Source organism: Roseovarius sp. MBR-51, from assembly GCF_053628575.1.
This window is the reverse complement of record NZ_JBRJGQ010000005.1, coordinates 1-18,499: the sequence shown is the minus strand read 5'-3', so window position 1 is coordinate 18,499 and position 18,499 is coordinate 1. Positions and strand designations below refer to the sequence as shown.

Here is an 18,499-nt window from a genome sequence, read left to right as displayed (position 1 = left end):
TCTAAGGGGAGATTTTCAGACTTCAGCTATCCCCACGCCACATCTCCGAGAAAGATATAGCCCGCGCCATAGATCGTCTTGATCAGACGCGGATTTTTGGGATCTTCGCGCAGCTTTGTGCGCAAGCGTGAAATGCGGACATCCATGGCGCGGTCAAAGCTCTCGCCCGCCGCTCCGCCAAGCGCCTCTTGCATGGCCTGCCGGGAGATCAGCCGTTTTGGGCGTTCGAGAAAGAGCCGCAGCACCTCGCCTTCAGCATGGGAAAAGGGTGTTTCAACGCCTTTTTCATCTTCCAGCATGTAGCGATCGAAATGTGCGGTCCAGCCGTTGAAGCGCGCCACCTCACCCGTTTGTGGCGCAGGTGTTCCACGCCGCAGCCGGGCGCGGACCCGCGCCACCACCTCGGCTGGGTCAAAGGGTTTGATGATGTAATCATCTGCGCCAAGTTCCAGACCCGTGACCCGGTCCTGCACCTGCGCACGACCTGAGATAATGATCACGGTCGCTCCCTGCTCTAGGGCGAGCCGATGCACGAGGCTGAGCCCGTCACGATCCGGCAGCGACAGATCCACGAGGCAGACATCTGGCGTCGTACTGCGCAGGGCTGCTTCGAACTCTGTGGCGCGGCTGAACGTCATGGTGCGAAACCCGGCTTCGGTCAAGGCCTCGGCCAGCATGGAGCGGATCGCAGGTTCGTCGTCAAGAATAGTAACAAGCGGCGCGGTCATAGCGTCTCTCCGGCATTGAGGGCCGCATCTAGCTGAGTTGCGGTGAAGGGCTTGCGCAGTACGGGGACGAGTTTGGCGGCCTCTCGATGCAGCGGGTCATCAGGCGGCAGCGACGTCATGAGCACCATTGGGCACCCTTTGCGGCGGGGCAGGGCGGCCAGATCGAGCCCGGTTCTGTCACCTTCCAGAACGATATCCGACAGGACAGCGGAAATCTCTGGTAGATCGGCAATCAGGGCTGACGCTTCGTCCACGCTCGCTGCCTCGATCACGCTATGACCGGCACCGCGTAGCATGTCGCGCAGGGTCGAGCGCAGATCGGGGCTGTCCTCGACCAAGAGCACGAGTCCGGGCGGGCGTGCCGCCCCGGCCGGGCGCAGGGGCAGGCGCAGAGCCACGCGCCCGCCTTGGTCGGTGTTGTCGAGAATGATGCGTCCGCCCGCCAGTTTTGTCATGTCGTAGACCATGGATAGGCCAAGCCCCGATCCCTCGCCTCCTTTGGTGGTGAAGAACGGATCGAGCGCATGTTTGAGCGCTTCGGTGCTGAATCCGGGTCCGGTATCGGTGACCGCAAATTCGAGCCATATGTCCTGCAGCGGGTGGGTGGTGAGAGTAATCGTGCCACTTCCTGCACAAGCATCGCGGGCGTTGAGTACCAGATTGATCAGTGAGTCCTGCAACATGCCCGGATCGAGCAGGTAACGGTCCTTGATGCCGTCGCGCCCGATGCGGAGTGTTATGCCAGAGGGCAGCGCAGAGCGCGCCAGTGTTTCAAGATCGTCCAGAAAAGCGGCAAGATCCGTGGGCACCGGTTCGTGCTCGCGCGGGCCGGTCATGTCGGCGATCCGGTTCAAAAGTCCGCCCCCGCGCCGTGCTGCGGCAAGCGTGGCGTTGATCAGCTCTTGCGCCGCAGGTTGAAGGCCCATCCGCCCAAGGCGTGATTGCATACCCAGAATGATCGTCAAAAGGTTCGAGAAGTCATGCGCAAGGCCGGAGGTCAGCTGAGCGGCCATCTCTCGACGCCGTGTTTGTTGCAAAGCGGCACGAGTCTGACTTTCTTCAGTGATATCCATGGACAGGATATAGACGCCGCCGCTGGAATGATCCGGCGTCAGGGCCACACGGACGCGCCGCGAACTTGGTTCATGGGTGAACTCAAAAACCGAGGCTTGCCCGGCATACGCCTTGTCGAGTTCCGGCCCGATAATGGCCCATGTCTGCGGTCCCAGCACCTCTGCCGCATGCACGCCGATCAGGTCAGCGCGTGATCCGGGCATGACAGAGGTCAGTCGGCGGTTGGAATAGGTATAGCAGTGGTCCGGGCCGACATGCGCAATATGGGCGGGCATCATCTCGGCTGTGAGGCGCGTGCGCGCCTCGGCCTCGGAAATCTGACGCTTGGCCTCTTCGAGTGCTGTGATTGTTGCCTCAAGCTGGCGATTGGTCGCCGACAATTCCTCGGAATATTCGACCAACTGGTCGGATAGCTCTTCGGAGCGTGAGCGCAAAAGCGCTTCTTGTCGTTTGGTGCGTGTGATGTCGGTATAGACCGTGACCCATCCCCCTTGCGGAAGGGGCGTGCCTTCGACGCTGATCGTGCGGCCATTGGCGCGGGCGCGTTCCATGTAATGCGGCTCGAACGCGCGGGCGATTTCAACGCGGGTGGCGACAAACGCATCGACATCTCCCACATCACCGTAATCGCCACGTGTCGCCAGATAGTGGATTGTGTCGGCAAAATCGGCGCCAGGGGTCACGAGCGTATCGGGCAGAGCGAACATTTCCTGAAACCTCCGGTTGCAGACGGCAAGCCGCAGGTCACGGTCATAGATTGTCAGTGCCTGCTGAATGAGGTTCAGCCCGGCCATTGTCATGGCGTCATGATCGGCGCGGGTTGGGCACATGAAGGGGTCCTCCTTCTCTTTGGCTAGCATCGGAAAACCTCTCCGCAAAGGGCAATCGTCGCCCTGTTACAATTCGTAAGGATTGCGAAATGTTCAGGAAAAAGTTGACGGCGACGATGATTCTCGCACCCTCTAGGGAGAGGAGAATCGCCCTAAGGCGGTCGGATGCTCGTGAAAGCGGGCAAAGGGAGGATATAACTTGGCACAGCCGTCACAGGCGACGGACGGGATGGATTCCGTTCCGGCGCTGTTGCAACGTAACGCCACGCGATTTGCGGATAAATCCGCCTACCGCGAAAAGGAATATGGTATCTGGCAATGCTGGACCTGGGCCGAGGCGGAGGAGGAAATTGAGGCACTTGCCTTGGGTCTCATCAACCTTGGCGTGAATGAGGGCGATTTCATCGCGATCATTGGCCAGAACCGCCCACATTTTTATTGGGCGATGGTCGCCGCGCAATCAGTCGGAGCGATCCCTGTGCCGCTCTATCAGGACGCCGCCGCCCCCGAGATGGCCTATGTCATGGACCACTGCGGGGCCCGCTTTGCGATCGTGCAGGATCAGGAGCAGGTCGACAAATTGATCGAGGTGCAGGAAGGGCTGCATAAGCTTGAACATATGATCTACGTCGATCCACGTGGATTGCGGAAATACGATCACCACAAACTGCACCGCTTTATCGACATCCAGGAGCAAGGGCGCGCCGCCTATTACGAATGGATCGAGGATCTCAAGGCGCGGCGCGGCCGGCTTACCTATGACAGCGTCTGTGTCATGCTCTACACCTCTGGCACCACCGGAAAGCCCAAGGGCGTGGTTCTGAGCAACCGCAACATTATCGAAGCGTCGAAATCCTCGTCTGAATTCGACAAACTGACCAAAGATGAAGAAGTGCTTGCCTATCTACCGATGGCATGGGTGGGCGATTTCATCTTTTCCATCGGGCAGGCCTATTGGTGCGGTTTCTGCGTCAACTGCCCTGAAAGCCCGGAAACCATGCAGACCGATCTGCGCGAGATTGGACCGACCTATTACTTCGCCCCGCCGCGGGTGTTCGAGACTCAGCTGACCAGTGTGATGATCCGGATGGAGGATGCAGGACGCGTCAAGAAGTGGCTCTTTGATCACTTCATGGCGCACGCCCGGCGGGTCGGTCCTTCGATCCTCGATGGTAAGCCAGTGAGTGGAATGGACCGGCTGAAGTATGCGCTTGGGAACCTGTTCATTTACGGCCCGCTCAAGGATACGCTCGGGCTTGGTCGGGTTCGGGTTGGTTATACGGCGGGCGAAGCGATCGGTCCGGAGATCTTTGATTTCTACCGCTCGCTTGGGATCAATCTGAAACAGCTCTACGGTCAGACCGAGGCCAGCGTATTCATCACCCTACAGCCAGATGGCGAGGTCCGCAGCGATACCGTCGGGGTGCCTGCACCAGGTGTGGAAATCAAAATCAGCGATACGGGCGAGGTATTCTACCGCTCTGCGGGTACGTTTGAGTATTACTATAAGAATCCCGAGAGCACGGCATCCACCAAGGATGCTGAGGGCTGGGTTGCCACAGGCGATGCAGGCTTTTTCGAGGAAGGCAGTGGGCATCTGCGGATCATTGATCGCGCCAAAGATGTGGGCAAGATGGCCGATGGGCGGATGTTCGCCCCCAAATATGTTGAGAACAAGCTCAAGTTCTATCCCAATATTCTGGAAGCGGTGGTGTTTGGCAACGGGCGCAATGTCTGCTCCGCCTTCATCAACATTGACCTTACGGCAGTTGGAAATTGGGCCGAACGCAACAACATCGGTTATGCGTCGTATCAGGAATTGGCCGGGCATCCCAAGGTGTTGGAGACGATCAAGGCCCATGTGGAAGAGGTCAATCGCAGCCTCGCCGACGATCCGATGCTGTCACATTGCCAAGTGCATCGGTTCCTTGTGCTTCATAAAGAGTTGGATGCCGACGATGGTGAGATGACCCGCACCCGCAAGGTGCGCAGAAGTGTAATATCGGAGAAATTCGATGACCTTCTGACCGCGCTCTACGATGGGTCGAGTGAAATCTACACCACCACTGAAGTGACCTACGAGGACGGCCGCAAGGGTGCGATCAGCGCTACCCTCAAGATCGTCGATGCCAAGGTCGCGCCGGTGGCAGCGGCGCATAAGGTGGCGGCGGAATGAGCGGGCAGGAACATAGGGAGGCTGTCATGCTTGACGCGAGCGAAGGTTACACGACCGAAGACGGTCGCAAGATCGGCGGCGTGGTGATGGAGATGAAGAACATCACACTACGGTTCGGTGGCGTCGTGGCGATCAAGGACATCAGTTTTGACATCCGTCAGGGAGAAATCCGCGCCATTATCGGGCCGAACGGGGCAGGCAAATCCTCGATGTTGAATGTGATAAGCGGGTTCTATCATCCGCAAGAGGGCGAGGTCTGGTATCAGGGCGCACGGCGACCCCAGATGAAACCCTATGAGGTGGCGCGGCAAGGAATTGCTCGGACATTCCAGAATATCGCTCTGTTTGAAGGCATGACCGTGCTCGACAACGTGATGACGGGCCGCATCCGGCAAATGAAGGCGGGCCTGCTGTCACAGGCAATCTGGAAGGGCAAGGCAGAGCGGGAAGAGACCTTGAACCGCGAAGTCGTCGAAAAGGTCATCGACTTTCTGGAGATCCAGCATATCCGCAAGACCCCTGTGGGGCGCCTGCCTTATGGTCTGAAAAAGCGGGTGGAATTGGCGCGCGCGCTCGCGGCGGAGCCGTCGATCCTGCTCTTAGATGAGCCGATGGCGGGTATGAACGTCGAAGAGAAAGAGGACATGAGCCGCTTTATCCTCGACGTGAACGACGAATTTGGCACCACGATTGCCCTCATTGAACATGATATGGGTGTGGTCATGGACCTCTCCGACCGGGTGGTCGTGATGGATTATGGCAAGAAAATCGGCGACGGCACCCCCGACGAGGTGCGCAGAAATCAAGACGTGATCGACGCCTATCTGGGGGTCGCGCATGATTAGGGCATTGGTGATGGCCAGCATGCTGCCAATCGCAGCCAATGCTGCGCCATCAGATCAGTTCGCTACATTTCTGGAAGAGCGCTGCCTTGCCTCGATCAAGGATGCGACCACGCCTGTGACTGCCGATCTGACTCAGTTCACCCCGGAGCAGTCCGAACAGCTTGGGCGCAATATCGGCGAGTCCTTTGAAAGCTGGACGCTGTGGACCGATGCGCAGGCGCAGCATGTTCTAGGTATTCGACAGGGCGGTGATGCCTGTAAGGTCTTGAGCTTCAGAGCTTCGACCGAGGATGCAATTCAGATTTGGGACCGGATCAGTCGCTATGAGGGTTTGCGGGGTACGGCAGAATTGACCACCGCTCCGCTCGCCGGGACGAAGATCGAGGATTTTGGCGCGGCGTCCGGGGCCATTCACACGACTGAAAAGGACTTTGTCCACGTCATGATGAACTTTGCGGGCAACCCATCGTTGAGCTTCACGAGTGTTGTCGTGTTTCACGTCGTCGAAACCGAATTCGCCTGCAATCTTTTCCCAGAGGAGTGCCGCTAATGCCTGATCAGTTGATTTTCGGGATGGAGGTCGTGCTCAATGGCCTCATGGCAGGGGTGCTCTATGCGCTGGTCGCCTTGGGCTTTGTGCTCATCTACAAGGCATCAGGCATCTTCAACTATGCGCAAGGGGTGATGGCGCTGTTTGCGGCGATGACCTTGGTGGGGATGATGGAGGGACGCGTACCCTTCAGCCATTTGATCAACGCGATTTTCGGCACGGAGATCCACCACTTTGGGTGGCATTTACCTGGGCTGGTGGCAATCCTGTTGACCATGGTGATCATGGTGGCGCTCGCTTGGATCGTGAATCAGTTGATCTTCCGGCATCTGGTGAATCAGGAACCGATCATCCTCTTCATGGCGACGATTGGTCTTGCCTATTTCCTCGAAGGGTTTGGGGATATGATGTGGGGCAGCGACATCAAGAAGCTGGACGTGGGCCTGCCGCAGGGGATCAACGACTGGGTAGACGCCACGACATTCGAGATCATGGGTTACGGCTTTTTCATCGACAATCTTGATATTGTGGCAACAGGGGTGGCAGCGCTTTTGGTGATCGCGCTCGTGGCCTTTGCACAATATTCCAAGCAGGGTCGCGCGATGCGCGCGGTGGCGGACGACCATCAGGCGGCTCTGTCCGTTGGCATATCGCTCAACTTCATCTGGGTCATGGTTTGGTCGCTGGCGGGGTTTGTCGCGCTGGTGGCGGGCATTATGTGGGGCACCAAGTCGGGTGTGCAATTCTCGCTCTCGCTGATCGCTCTCAAGGCGTTGCCCGTGCTGATGCTGGGCGGTTTTACGTCAATCCCCGGTGCGATCGTGGGGGGGTTGATCATCGGTGTGGGTGAAAAGCTTTTTGAATTTGCGATTGGTCCCATGGTGGGCGGGGCAACCGAGAACTGGTTCGCCTATGTTCTGGCTCTTATTTTCCTTGTGTTCCGACCACAGGGTCTGTTCGGCGAAAAGATCATCGAGAGGGTGTGAGACCATGCAAAAGCTGATTGCCATCGTCAACGTGATCGCCTGGGCCGGGTTCTGGTCGTTTGGCTATCTCGCGCTGTCGGCTCGGGTGGAAAACACCGGGCAGATGGTCACAGCCGCAGTCCTCGCCGCATTCGGTGGGGGTGTGGGTATGCTCGCATACCTCTGGCTGGTGCGCCACACCGAGGCCACAGGTTATGCCAAACCCGCAAATCGCGCGATCAAGCGCGAAGACGACGAAATCCATGGGGAGGTTCTCTAGATGTTTTACCGTGAGGCGGGGGATTTCAAGACCTCCTATACCGACGACAGCCAGACCTTTCCGATCAAGTTCGATCGTTACCGCTATTACGTGGTGCTGGTTGCAGCCTTTGCGGTCGTGCCGTTTGTGGTCAACGATTACTGGGTTAATGCGGTGTTTCTACCGTTTCTAATCTACGCGATTGCCGCCATCGGTCTCAATATTCTTGTGGGATATTGCGGGCAGGTGTCGCTTGGAACGGGCGGGTTCATGGCCGTAGGGGCCTATTCGGTCTACAAGTTGATGACCAGCTTTCCGGACGTAAGCATTCTGATTCATATCATTCTTGCTGGCGTCATAACGGCAGCTGTCGGGGTTCTATTCGGCCTGCCGTCGTTGCGGATCAAAGGGTTCTACCTTGCAGTCGCGACGTTGGCGGCGCAGTTCTTTCTGGTCTGGCTCTTCAATCGGGTGCCGTGGTTCTACAATTACTCGGCGTCTGGCCAGATCAGCGCGCCCGAACGTTCCTTTTTGGGAGTGCCGGTCACGGGGGCGGAAACTGCCCCTTGGGCAGCCTATCTCTTTTGCCTCGTGTTCGTGGTGGCCTCGGCCATCATAGCGCGAAACTTGACGCGCGGTATGGCCGGACGCAAATGGATGGCGATCCGTGATATGGACATCGCCGCCGAAATCATCGGGGTGAACCCGCTCAAGGCCAAGCTGACCGCCTTTGCCGTCAGTTCGTTTTTTGTGGGCATCTCGGGCGCGCTGTTTTTCGCAGTCTATCTGGGCGCGGTCGAGGTGGGCGAGGCCTTTGGCATCAACAAGTCGTTCCTTGTTCTCTTCATGGTGATCATTGGTGGACTTGGGTCGATTTTCGGGAGCTTTGCCGGCGCCGCGTTTCTTGTGCTTTTGCCGGTGCTTCTCAAGAACACGCTTGTCGGGGGTCTTGGCTGGCCCACCGATCTTGCCGCGCATCTTGAGTTCATCATTGTCGGCGCTCTGATCATCATCTTCCTGATCGCAGAGCCGCATGGTCTGGCGCAGCTTTGGCGGGTCGCCAAGGAGAAGTTGAGACTTTGGCCCTTTCCGCATTGAGGGATGGGTATTGGTGGGGTGATCCCACCCTAAGAAATTGGGCGCATTACACTGCGTCCAAGACAAGACGTCGGAAAAACCAAGGGAGGAATAAACCGATGAAACAGAGACTGCTGACGGCGCTGACCGCCGCCATGTTGGTCGCAAGCCCGGCGCTGGCCGAGCTAACGATCGTTGATACCAGCTATCGCACTGGGCCTTACGGCGCGAATGGCATCCCGTTCTCGGACGGCTACCAGGATTACTTTACCCTGCTCAACGAGCGCGATGGCGGCATTGGCGGGGAAAAAATCAATCTGGTGGAATGCGAGACGGGCTATAACACTGAGAAGGGGGTGGAGTGCTATGAAGCCACCAAATCCGCGGGCAACGGCGCGCTGATCTATCAGCCGCTCAGCACCGGCATCACCTATCAGCTGATCCCCAAGGTTTCCTCTGATGGCATCCCGATGCACACGATGGGCTATGGCCGCACCTCGGCCAAGAATGGCGAAGTTTTCAAGTGGGTCTTCAACTACCCTGCCAACTACTGGGATGGCGCAAGCCACGCCATAACCCATATTCTGAACGAGAACGGCGGTGATATCAAAGGGCGAAAGATAGCGCTCGTTTATCACAACTCTGCTTATGGGAAAGAGCCGATCCGCACATTGGAAGAGCTGGCCAAGAAGCATGGCTTTGAACTGACCCTGTTGCCGGTCGAACATCCCGGACAGGAACAAAAATCTCAGTGGCTCCAAATCCGCCGCGAAAAGCCGGACAATGTGCTGATGTGGGGCTGGGGCGTGATGAACCAAGTGGCCGTGCAAGAGGCGGTCAACATCCGCTATCCCATGGATCAGTTCATCGGTATTTGGTGGTCCGGCTCCGAGAATGACGTAAAGGCCGCCGGTGAGGGTGCCAATGGCTATAAGGCACTGACATTCCACAACCTTGGGGATGAGTATCCGGTCTATGACGACCTCCGCAAATTTGTGGTGGATGGCGGAAAGGCCGCTGGTGCCGGCGATCAGGTGGGCTCGGTGCTCTATAACCGGGGCATGTATGCCGCGATGCTGGCCGCCGAGGCGATCAAGACCGCGCAGGAAATGCACGGCGTGTCCGCGATCAACGCGGCGCAGATGCGGGACGGCATGGAGAATCTCGAAATGACTGAGGCCAAGATGGCGGCGCTCGGCCTGCCCAACTTTGGCCCCGAGTTCAAGGTCAGCTGTCAGAACCACGGTGGCAACGGCTTTGGCGCGGTGTCGCAATGGGATGCGGCTGCGGGCGAGTTCAAGCTCATCACCGACTACTTCCAGTCGGATCAAGAGATCATCTCGGCGCTCGTGGCCGAGGACAGCGCGGCCTTTGCCGCCGAAAGCGGCATCACGCCGGGCTGCTGATCTGAGTGAGCCATTCCGGTCGCGGAGTGATCCGCGGCCGGAGACCATGAGTGTTTTGACATGATGGCGACGGGGCTGTCCTGTCTGTCTGAGACGGAGATCTGTGATGCTGGATACTTCCCCACGCGACGAGACCCTGCTTGAGGTCAACAACATCGAGGTGATCTACAATCACGTCATTCTCGTGCTCAAGGGTGTCAGCCTCAACGTACCCAAGGGCGGGATCACGGCCCTCTTGGGCGGCAATGGTGCGGGTAAGACAACCACGCTCAAGGCGATCTCTAATCTGCTTAAATCCGAGCGTGGCGAAGTGACCAAGGGTACGATCACCTACCGCGGTGAGCGGGTACAGGATCTCATGCCCTCTGATCTGGTCAAGAAGGGCGTGGTGCAGGTGATGGAAGGGCGGCATTGCTTTGAGCATCTGACGGTCGAAGAGAACCTCTTGACCGGGGCCTATACGCGTGGTGTTTCGCGTGGCGAGATTGATGCAGATCTCAATATGGTTTACGACTATTTCCCGCGCCTCAAGGAGCGGCGGAAATCGCAGGCTGGCTATACCTCGGGCGGAGAGCAACAGATGGTCGCGATTGGTCGGGCGCTGATGTCACGCCCTGAGACAATCCTCTTGGATGAGCCAAGCATGGGCCTTGCGCCGCAGCTTGTGGAACAGATCTTTGGCATCGTAAAATCGTTGAACGAAGAGCAGGGCTACACGTTCCTGCTGGCTGAGCAGAATACCAATGTGGCGCTGAGGTTCGCGCATTATGGTTATATCCTCGAATCCGGGCGCGTGGTGATGGATGGCGATGCCAAAAGCCTGCGTGAGAACCCTGACGTCAAGGAATTCTACCTTGGAATGTCGGATGAGGGGCGCAAATCGTTCAGGGACGTGCGCAGCTATCGCCGCCGCAAGCGTTGGTTGGCGTGACGCGCGGTTTCCCATTTGCATGACCCTGCGCCAGAGGATGATGGCATGACCCAGTATTTTGATTCCCTAGAGACCCGAAGTGATGAGGCGCGCGCCGAAGCTCTGACACATCTGCTGCCTCAGCAAATCGCTCGGGCGCAGCTCTTGCCGGGTTATGCTGGGACTTTGGATGGATTTGACGCGGCACAGGTTACTGACGTGGCCAATCTGGCGCGCCTGCCAGTGCTACGAAAATCTGATATGGGGCGCGCGCAAGGGCAGGCCGCGCCATTTGGCGGGCTCACGAGTCGTGCCGCGCATGATTTCGCGCATGTGTTCCAATCGCCGGGGCCGATATACGAGCCGGGAGGCGTGGCCCATGACTGGTGGCGTATGGGTCGATTTCTGCATGCCTGCGGTGTTGGTAGGGGCGATATCGTGCAGAATTGCTTTTCCTATCATTTGGTCCCTGCCGGAATGATCTTTGAGAATGGCGCGCGCGCAGTCGGCGCTGCGGTTTTGCCGGCCGGGACGGGCCAGACCGAATTGCAGGTTCGTGCTGCATATGATGTGGGGGTCACCGCCTATGCCGGTACGCCCGATTACCTCAAAGTTATCCTCGACAAGGCCAAAGAGATGGGAGTGTCACTCAAGATCACCAAGGCGGCCGTGGGAGGCGGGGCGCTGTTCCCGTCGCTCAGGGCCGAGTACGCCGAGCGCGGCATTCAGTGTCTGCAATGCTATGCCACGGCTGATCTGGGCAATATCGCCTATGAAAGCGCGGCACAGGAGGGGATGATCGTCGACGAGGGTGTGATTGTCGAGATCGTGACCCCCGGCACGGGCACTCCTGTCGCCCCCGGCGAGGTGGGCGAAGTGGTCGTGACGACGCTTAATCCTGACTATCCGTTGATCCGTTTCGCCACGGGCGATCTCAGTGCGGTGATGGAAGGGACAAGCCCCTGTGGCCGCACAAACCTGAGGATCAAGGGCTGGATGGGCCGCGCCGATCAGACCACCAAGATCAAGGGCATGTTCGTCCGTCCGGAGCAGGTGGCCGCTTTGGTGGCGCGGCATGACAGCATCTCGCGCGCGCGCGTGATTGCCAGCCGTGAGGGCGAGGCAGATGTGATGACCGTTCGGATCGAGGCCACAGTCGGTGAGGCCGAGCATTTTGCCGGATCAGTTGCCGAGACACTCAAGCTCAAGGGCCGGATCGAAATCGTGCCGCCCGGCAGCCTGCCCAATGATGGCAAGGTGATCGAAGACCTGCGCAGCTACGAGTAACGCGGCCGAAATCTAGAAAGGATTTCGGACCGCGATCTTTTCAAGATCGCGGGGCTGTCATGCGAACCGATTTGCGTTATAAGGTGCAAGGTCGATATTCGGGCGCTTGCCGCTCAAAAGGTCGGCCACGATCCGCCCCGTCTTGGGGCCAGCTGTCAGCCCAATATGCTGGTGTCCAAAGGCCGCGTGTACACCCGTGCGCCCAATCTCGCCAATCAGCGGCAGGCTGTCGGGCGTAGACGGGCGAAAGCCCATCCACTCCTCGACCCCCTCATAGGTCAAATCGGGAAAGACACGTGCCGTGCCGCGCCGGATCAGATCGAGCGGGGCCCGGGATGGACCCTTGGTGATACCGCCCAGTTCGACTGTTCCCGCACAACGAAGCCCATGCGCCATCGGGTTAACAGCGAATTTGCAGCTGGCGATCATCATCGGGTTGCGTGGCATCTGCGAGGGTTTGTTGAAGTGCAAGTGATAGCCGCGCTCGGCCTCAAGCGGCACCTTCAGGCCAAGTTTTTGCATCAGGGGTTTGGACCAGATACCGGCCGCCAGCACAGCACTATCGCAGGGCATTCGGCCGCGATCTGTTTCGACACCAGAGATATGTCCATCCGAAAGCGTAAGGTCGCGGACTTCGGCCTGGACAAAATGCCCGCCTTCGTCCTGTAGCACAGCAGCGAGATCGGCCATGTAGGCGCCGGGATTCAGAATGTGACCATGACCCTTGAGCGTTGCAAGGCATTGGATCGCGGGTCCGAGCATCGGCTCTGCCTCTTGCACGGCACAACCTTCCAACACCTCGGGCACATAGCCTGCCTCATGTTTGAGCGTCCAGCCATAGGCGTCAGCCTCAAATTCGGCGCGGCTTTCATAAGCATAGCTGAAATCACTGGAGGCCACCCATTTTTCAGCCCGCGTTCCGCGTGTGAGGGCCAGATGTTGATCCAGACTGTCGCTGACAATGGCGGTGATCCCTGCTACCATGCGCCGCGCGTCTTGGTCATTGGCGTTGCCCGCGAATTTTATCAACCACGGGATCAGGCGCGGGAAATAGGACCATTGCACAAAGAGTGGCTTGTTTGGGTTCAGGGCATATTTCAGCCCGGTCGACAGCACGCCGGGCGTGTTGACTGGCACAATTGCCCATTGCGCCAAGAGCCCGGCATTGCCAAAGGACGCGCCTGCGCCGGGGCCATCCTTGTCAAGCAGTGTCACATCATGGCCCGCCCGGCGCAGCCATATCGCCGCACTCAGACCGCAAATACCCGCGCCGATGACGATGATCTTGCTCGACATGGTGTGTTGTCCCCATTCTGTTTGCGTGCACGTTGGGCAACAGGATGGGGGAATGCAAGGGGATGGTTCAGACCTTCTTGGGCTTTTCCGCCACTGCGCCGCCTGCTGCCTGCCAGCCTTTGAATCCGTCGCTGATGTGGCTCACATTTTTCAGCCCCATTTCCTGCGCAGTTTGCGTTGAGAGAGCCGAGCGCCAGCCGGAGGCGCAGTAGAACACAAACCGATTGCCGCTTTGAAACTGCGGTTTTGCATAGGGGCTTTCGGGGTCGATCCAGAACTCCAGCATGCCGCGCGGACAGTGGAACGCGCCAGAAATCATCCCGTCGCGTTCCAATTCGCGAGGGTCTCGCAGATCGACAAAGGTTACGCCGTCGCTGCCGTGAAGGTTGAGCATCTCTGCAGCGGTGCCGTGCTCGACCACCGCATTGGCCTCGGCCACCATATCCTTGATTTTTTTCACGTGTGTCTCCTCCGCTGTGCGTTTTGTTTGCACGCTATCGTGTGCGGTGCTGGATGGAAACCCGGCCTACGCTTGACTTTGGGCATGGCTTGGCTCAGGGCTGCGCGCGATGGAGGGGCAGGCATGACCGACACTGAAAAGAAACCCAACCGCCAACAGGTTTTTACACTGCTGGTAGAAATAGGCCGCAAGGCTGGGGACGGGCTGCCCGACAAGGCGACAGGTGCCGCGCTGATGGTCTACGCCTCTGGTGTCGATGAGGCTGAAGCGGTACGCGAGACGGTCGCGATACTTAAACAGGCCGACTGTGCGCCGCTAGACGTGTCAGGATACGGCACTTTGGCCGAGCGAGAGGCAGAAGGTCACGACATATCCGATGAAGAACGTGCGTTGATGCAGCGTGCTTTGGATGAAAATTCTGTGATCGTGGCGCAGATGACGCCATTCTTCGACTGATAGGATTATCTATCGGCTAGCCTTCGGCGTCCGCTTCTTCTTTTGGGTGAAAAATCGGGCGATCCTTGGAAATCGCGTGATGTGCGACCAATTATCGCGAAGATACGGGGTTACCCAACGTTAACTCCCGCTTGGGTCGTAAAAATCCGGTGATTTATCAATAGATTGCAATCTATGCGATTGTTTTGCGCCGGTGCTTTTCGGCTGAGTTCGATATGGCAGTAACCGGACTAAAATTCTTCTTCCCATTGTTAAATTGGCTCGTATGTATGTCGTGGTGCAACTATCGGAAGACGGTTTTCCAGATGACCGATCCTATACGATAGGTTGGACTGTAATTTTACTAACGATTGGCCATTTAATGGATTGGTGTCTCATTTGCATCAACCGACGGATGGTAAGGCAGAGTGCTGTAAAGGTAGAAGCTCTGATGCAGAGAGAATTATCAGAGGGAATTGTCACTGAGGCGGGGGCGCGCCGCCGTCAGGTTTCATTTGCTTTCGTCTGGTTTGGGCTTGTCTTCACCTTTGGTTGGATGGTTCTCACCGGGCTAAGCGGAGAGATTGAGGTATTCTTGATCGGGGTGCTGGCCTTTAACGGGTTTGCCGTCGTGCGGTTGTTCAGGACCTACTTGCCTTTGGTTTGGGCTAACACCTGTTGGTTGACCACAACCAACGTCGCTATTTTTCTGGGCGCGTGCGTGGTGCATCCAAACGGACATGTGGACCTCATGTTAATTCCGATGGTGGGATTCCCCTTTGCCGTGTTCTCGATCTACCGTGACCGGTTTCATATCGCGGCGATGGTGGCTTTGCCTGTGGTTTTATGGGCTGCTTGGTTTGTCACGCAAGGGGATTGGACTTTGATCATCGGCGAGGCGAAGGCTGAACGGATTTATGCTCCGATGTCGGCCCTGACGGCGTTCAGTACAATCGTTTACCCTGTTCTTTATTTTGCGATTGTCTCGGCGCAGCATTCGCTCGAGATCAAGCGCGCACGGCGGGATGCCGAGCAATCTAGCCGAGCCAAGACCGTGTTGCTGTCAGGGATCAGCCATGAAATGCGCACGCCACTGAATGCGGTGATAGGTCTCGCTGATTTGTTGCGGGATGACGCGCAACGCAGTGGCGATGTACGGCAGACCGAATATGCCAGCCGGATCATGGAAGCAGGCGAGACGTTGCTCGCAACAGTTGATAAGACCATGCATTTCGCTGATATCGCAGCGCGCCGCACATCGGTGGCACTTGTGCCCGTGCGCGTGGCGCTGGTGATTGATCGGGTTGTCGCGCGCTATCAAGAAGAGGCGTTGCGGCGAGGCGTTGTGCTGCAGGTGGAGGATACCAAAGCCACTGTTCTCGCAAATACCGCGTTGTTTGAGGATGCTTTGGGGCAATTGGTAGAGAACGGTGTGCGCTATTGCGGGTCCGCGGGCACTGTCTGGATTCGGGTCAAGAGCGAAAGAGCCGGGTATCACCGCATCACCGTGTCTGACGATGGCCCCGGATTCGGCGCAGTCGATCCGGCATTGGCCTTTGCACCGTTCGAGCGACTGGCGCACGCCACGGGGACGACGTTTGGCGCAGGAATGGGGCTTGCCCTTGCGCGGATCAAGGCCGAAGCGATGTCGGGCACCGTCGGGATAGACTTCGATGTTCCAAGCGGTGCGCGGGTCTGGATCGAATTGCCCGCCTCGATTGAGCCGGCAGTGTCCTGACACTGGCTCAGGCTGCGCGGTTCATTGCCAAGGTTATTGCCTCATAGGGCTTGAGCACCGGCCAGATCGGCCTTGGGTGTTCGGGCAGGCGGGCGCGGTCAAACTCGGCCAGCACGCTGGCGCGCAGCAGGTCTGGATTGCGCCGGAGACGCCCGATATAAAGACTCTCCGTGCGGGTTCCGGCTGCAATGATCTCTTCATGTCCGGGCAAGAGGAGATGGTGATAGCTAACAATGTCAGAGGTCTCGGCGAAAAGCGCGGAGAAGCCGTTGACCAGATGGCGTGCCGGGACCAGAACTGCCTCGCAACCGAAGAGGTATTCCACTTCCGAGCCACGGATCACCAACCTTTGTTGCGGAGAGACGACAATATCGTGCCGCAAGCCGAAATAGGGCGCGCGCAGCCGGACCGGACGGAAACTCCCCATGGCCGGTACGCGCCGCGCAACGGTTTGCAAGACCGGGACAATTTGCCCTTCCTCCGTATCCACCAGATCGCCTCGCTTGAGGTGACCCGCTGGCACATAGCCTCGTGGAGTGCAAACTGGCACGCTCGCGCTCAATCCGGGCATCGGGCCAATCGGTTCAATCTGGGTTGAAAGTGCCACAAAGATGACATCGGGGTCCATTTGGCGTTGGCGCGGATCCGTCAGCACAGTGCGCAGGTCAGCAAGCGGCATTGGGTGTGGCGGCGGCAGCAGGATGCTGTGCACGCGGTCCATCTCGGGCCGCTCGAGGGACAGGCGTCCCCAACGTGCAGGAGCATCCCAAGCATAGGTCAGGCGTAAGGTGTCCGTGCGGTCATCGGCGCGGTAGGGCAGGGTTGCATGGCGCACATCGCCTGCTTGCGTCTCGATCAGCACAATTCCCCCACCCGGCAAGGCCTGAAGCGAAAACCCTCCGCTCCATGGATGGCTGCGGCTGAACGCGAGAAGAGTTTGCGGTCGCCCCTCGGACGACAGACGGGTTTCGATCATCAGCGTGCCCCGTGCCATCAGGGCGCAATCATGCGGTGGGGCCACGGTCTTTGACTGTGGAACGTCAAGCCCGCTCAGGGCGAACCGCCCACCGCTCTGATCAGAGAGACCGATCCACCCCACCGCTCAGGCCGCCAGTCCCTGCGCCACCAAGAGCCTTGCCTCATAACTCTTGAGGGTACGGCGCGCGGCAGGGCTATATCCCACCCCGGTTTCGGGGTCGATTTCCGGGAAAAGGGCGCAAATTTCAGCGATGATCTCGGCTTCGAAACTTTGCGTTGTTTGTGGTCCGGGCAAGAAACTTTCCGTGGCGAGCCCTTCTGAGAACACCACCTGATGTCGATCAAAGAGGATATGCACGTAATCGACCATGCCACCTTCTACCCTGCGCACTGAGCGGTCGTTGACCAGATCTCGCGCGGCAATCAGAACCTCGCGTTCGCCAAAGAGCAATTCGGCCAGACTGTCACGGATCAGAACCCGGTGCAGAGGGGAGAGGAGCAACTCCCGGTGCCGTCCAAATGTATTGGCTGCGATGCGGATCGGGGCGAATGCGCCCTCTGCCGCAACGCGCCGCCGCCCGATCCAGCGTAATGGCTGTGGCCCCTCGTCTTGGGTGATCACCAGATCTCCGGGCCGCAGGGTTTCTACGGTGACCTCGCCGTCCGGTGTGCGGATCAACGTACCGGCAACAAAACATGGCACCGAATTGACAGTGACAAACCCCACATCGGTCTGGCCAGTGCTGCTTCGGACCTCGTAAGTGAAATTGAAGACTTCGGTGTCGCCGTCGCCAATCACCTCAATAGTGCCATCGGCATTCAACCGGATTTGCTGGCCGGAATTCAGCGTGACGATATCGCCAGCGACCACGGCCTTGCCGTTGATATGGGTGATGACCAAAGTGCCTGCTGTGTTGTTGACGTCATTGCCAAGCAGGTCAATTATGCGTGTTCCATCCGGGAAAAGCGTTGTCAGATCATCCATAGCGACCAGCGTGGTCTGAACGCTATCGGCGGCAATCAGGACGGTCGAGTCGTAATTGGCGTCGGTCACGTCCGCGATGCCGATGCGGATTGAATTCACTTCGCCGGAATTCACTGGGATGGTTAGGGTCATGGTGACGGTAAACCCGTCCATCTCGGTATTGAACTGATCTTGTGTGTTGTTGATGAATAGGTTGCTGTTGGACCCGGCATTGAGATTGTTGGGGTCAATGTCGCCGTCGCCGACGCTGAGGGGCACAAGGCTGCCATTGATCCACACGCCAAAGAAATCCTGAAACGCACCTACGGCGAACTCTGGATACTCCTCAGAGGAAAAGACGAACTGCATCGTCATCACATCGCCGGTTGGGATAAAATCCACATCCAAAAAGGAGGCGTCATATGTCTGTGAACGGCGGAGCAATACTCGGCCACGGTAGCGACGGCATAGTGTTGTCGCGGGCGGCGTAAAAGTCGTCCACTTTTGCCCTTTCGGATTTC

The 18,499-nt window shown here is 58.1% G+C and carries 16 protein-coding genes and 1 pseudogene; 11 read left to right on the top strand and 6 right to left on the bottom strand.

What is annotated here, in order from left to right:
• Positions 1-26 precede the first annotated feature (26 nt).
• Positions 27-728 carry a response regulator gene (locus ACSSVY_RS08280; protein WP_454268971.1) on the bottom strand — a complete coding sequence of 234 codons (702 nt, stop codon included), beginning with the start codon at positions 726-728 and terminating at the stop codon, positions 27-29.
• The gene (locus ACSSVY_RS08275) at positions 725-2,632 is read right to left on the bottom strand and encodes a PAS-domain containing protein (protein ID WP_454268969.1); all 1,908 of its coding nucleotides are present in this window, start codon (positions 2,630-2,632) and stop codon (positions 725-727) included. The genes ACSSVY_RS08280 and ACSSVY_RS08275 overlap by 4 nt, the downstream gene beginning before the upstream one ends.
• Positions 2,633-2,861: 229 nt before the next feature.
• On the opposite strand from ACSSVY_RS08275, the gene ACSSVY_RS08270 reads away from it, so the two are divergent.
• The 9 genes from ACSSVY_RS08270 (at position 2,862) to ACSSVY_RS08230 (ending at position 12,107) form a co-directional block, all read left to right on the top strand.
• Positions 2,862-4,808 (top strand): AMP-binding protein, encoded by a 1,947-nt coding sequence (locus tag ACSSVY_RS08270; protein ID WP_454269368.1) that lies wholly within the window; start codon positions 2,862-2,864, stop codon positions 4,806-4,808.
• A gap of 26 nt (positions 4,809-4,834) precedes the next feature.
• On the top strand, positions 4,835-5,653 hold the full coding sequence (locus ACSSVY_RS08265; protein WP_040650283.1) for an ABC transporter ATP-binding protein: 819 nt from the start codon (positions 4,835-4,837) through the stop codon (positions 5,651-5,653).
• A complete protein-coding gene (locus tag ACSSVY_RS08260; RefSeq protein ID WP_454268967.1) occupies positions 5,646-6,203 on the top strand; it encodes a hypothetical protein in 558 nt (185 codons plus the stop codon). Before ACSSVY_RS08265 ends, ACSSVY_RS08260 begins: the two co-directional genes overlap by 8 nt.
• Positions 6,203-7,189 (top strand): branched-chain amino acid ABC transporter permease, encoded by a 987-nt coding sequence (locus tag ACSSVY_RS08255; RefSeq protein WP_454268965.1) that lies wholly within the window; start codon positions 6,203-6,205, stop codon positions 7,187-7,189. The genes ACSSVY_RS08260 and ACSSVY_RS08255 overlap by 1 nt, the downstream gene beginning before the upstream one ends.
• A gap of 4 nt (positions 7,190-7,193) precedes the next feature.
• Positions 7,194-7,448 carry a hypothetical protein gene (locus ACSSVY_RS08250; RefSeq protein WP_454268963.1) on the top strand — a complete coding sequence of 85 codons (255 nt, stop codon included), beginning with the start codon at positions 7,194-7,196 and terminating at the stop codon, positions 7,446-7,448.
• The gene (locus ACSSVY_RS08245) at positions 7,449-8,525 is read left to right on the top strand and encodes a branched-chain amino acid ABC transporter permease (protein WP_454268961.1); all 1,077 of its coding nucleotides are present in this window, start codon (positions 7,449-7,451) and stop codon (positions 8,523-8,525) included.
• A 98-nt stretch (positions 8,526-8,623) separates the two neighbouring features.
• Positions 8,624-9,910: an ABC transporter substrate-binding protein gene (locus tag ACSSVY_RS08240; protein WP_454268959.1), complete on the top strand. Its 1,287-nt coding sequence runs from the start codon at positions 8,624-8,626 to the stop codon at positions 9,908-9,910.
• Between the two features lie 106 nt (positions 9,911-10,016).
• Entirely contained in the window at positions 10,017-10,841 is an 825-nt protein-coding gene (locus ACSSVY_RS08235; RefSeq protein ID WP_040650282.1) for an ABC transporter ATP-binding protein, read from the top strand.
• Between the two features lie 45 nt (positions 10,842-10,886).
• Positions 10,887-12,107: a phenylacetate--CoA ligase family protein gene (locus ACSSVY_RS08230; protein ID WP_454268957.1), complete on the top strand. Its 1,221-nt coding sequence runs from the start codon at positions 10,887-10,889 to the stop codon at positions 12,105-12,107.
• 57 nt (positions 12,108-12,164) lie between these two features.
• Here ACSSVY_RS08230 and ACSSVY_RS08225 read toward each other — a convergent pair whose 3' ends face one another.
• Together ACSSVY_RS08225 and ACSSVY_RS08220 are read right to left on the bottom strand one after the other, a co-directional pair.
• Positions 12,165-13,403 (bottom strand): NAD(P)/FAD-dependent oxidoreductase, encoded by a 1,239-nt coding sequence (locus tag ACSSVY_RS08225; RefSeq protein WP_454268955.1) that lies wholly within the window; start codon positions 13,401-13,403, stop codon positions 12,165-12,167.
• 67 nt (positions 13,404-13,470) lie between these two features.
• On the bottom strand, positions 13,471-13,863 hold the full coding sequence (locus tag ACSSVY_RS08220; protein WP_454268953.1) for a rhodanese-like domain-containing protein: 393 nt from the start codon (positions 13,861-13,863) through the stop codon (positions 13,471-13,473).
• A 123-nt stretch (positions 13,864-13,986) separates the two neighbouring features.
• Here ACSSVY_RS08220 and ACSSVY_RS08215 point away from each other — a divergent pair, with 123 nt between their 5' ends.
• Both ACSSVY_RS08215 and ACSSVY_RS08210 read left to right on the top strand, forming a co-directional pair.
• Complete coding sequence (locus tag ACSSVY_RS08215; RefSeq protein WP_085978783.1) at positions 13,987-14,319, top strand: hypothetical protein; 333 nt, start codon at positions 13,987-13,989, stop codon at positions 14,317-14,319.
• A gap of 430 nt (positions 14,320-14,749) precedes the next feature.
• The gene (locus tag ACSSVY_RS08210) at positions 14,750-16,036 is read left to right on the top strand and encodes a sensor histidine kinase (protein ID WP_454268951.1); all 1,287 of its coding nucleotides are present in this window, start codon (positions 14,750-14,752) and stop codon (positions 16,034-16,036) included.
• A gap of 7 nt (positions 16,037-16,043) precedes the next feature.
• On the opposite strand, the gene ACSSVY_RS08205 is transcribed toward ACSSVY_RS08210, so the two are convergent.
• Together ACSSVY_RS08205 and ACSSVY_RS08200 are read right to left on the bottom strand one after the other, a co-directional pair.
• A complete protein-coding gene (locus ACSSVY_RS08205; RefSeq protein ID WP_454268949.1) occupies positions 16,044-17,135 on the bottom strand; it encodes a Hint domain-containing protein in 1,092 nt (363 codons plus the stop codon).
• A 3-nt stretch (positions 17,136-17,138) separates the two neighbouring features.
• Positions 17,139-18,410 (bottom strand): annotated as a pseudogene (locus ACSSVY_RS08200) (Hint domain-containing protein); the annotation flags it as partial.
• Between the last annotated feature and the right edge of the window lie 89 nt (positions 18,411-18,499).

What these genes read in the sequence shown, in the direction of transcription:
- ACSSVY_RS08215 (WP_085978783.1), top strand. Translation starts at nt 13,987, where the DNA reads ATGACCGACACTGAAAAGAAACCCAACCGCCAACAGGTTTTTACACTG.
- ACSSVY_RS08250 (WP_454268963.1), top strand. Translation starts at nt 7,194, where the DNA reads ATGCAAAAGCTGATTGCCATCGTCAACGTGATCGCCTGGGCCGGGTTC.
- ACSSVY_RS08255 (WP_454268965.1), top strand. Translation starts at nt 6,203, where the DNA reads ATGCCTGATCAGTTGATTTTCGGGATGGAGGTCGTGCTCAATGGCCTC.
- ACSSVY_RS08280 (WP_454268971.1), bottom strand. Translation starts at nt 728, where the DNA reads ATGACCGCGCCGCTTGTTACTATTCTTGACGACGAACCTGCGATCCGC.
- ACSSVY_RS08270 (WP_454269368.1), top strand. Translation starts at nt 2,862, where the DNA reads ATGGATTCCGTTCCGGCGCTGTTGCAACGTAACGCCACGCGATTTGCG.
- ACSSVY_RS08225 (WP_454268955.1), bottom strand. Translation starts at nt 13,403, where the DNA reads ATGTCGAGCAAGATCATCGTCATCGGCGCGGGTATTTGCGGTCTGAGT.
- ACSSVY_RS08240 (WP_454268959.1), top strand. Translation starts at nt 8,624, where the DNA reads ATGAAACAGAGACTGCTGACGGCGCTGACCGCCGCCATGTTGGTCGCA.
- ACSSVY_RS08265 (WP_040650283.1), top strand. Translation starts at nt 4,835, where the DNA reads ATGCTTGACGCGAGCGAAGGTTACACGACCGAAGACGGTCGCAAGATC.
- ACSSVY_RS08235 (WP_040650282.1), top strand. Translation starts at nt 10,017, where the DNA reads ATGCTGGATACTTCCCCACGCGACGAGACCCTGCTTGAGGTCAACAAC.
- ACSSVY_RS08210 (WP_454268951.1), top strand. Translation starts at nt 14,750, where the DNA reads ATGCAGAGAGAATTATCAGAGGGAATTGTCACTGAGGCGGGGGCGCGC.
- ACSSVY_RS08245 (WP_454268961.1), top strand. Translation starts at nt 7,449, where the DNA reads ATGTTTTACCGTGAGGCGGGGGATTTCAAGACCTCCTATACCGACGAC.
- ACSSVY_RS08260 (WP_454268967.1), top strand. Translation starts at nt 5,646, where the DNA reads ATGATTAGGGCATTGGTGATGGCCAGCATGCTGCCAATCGCAGCCAAT.
- ACSSVY_RS08275 (WP_454268969.1), bottom strand. Translation starts at nt 2,632, where the DNA reads ATGTGCCCAACCCGCGCCGATCATGACGCCATGACAATGGCCGGGCTG.
- ACSSVY_RS08230 (WP_454268957.1), top strand. Translation starts at nt 10,887, where the DNA reads ATGACCCAGTATTTTGATTCCCTAGAGACCCGAAGTGATGAGGCGCGC.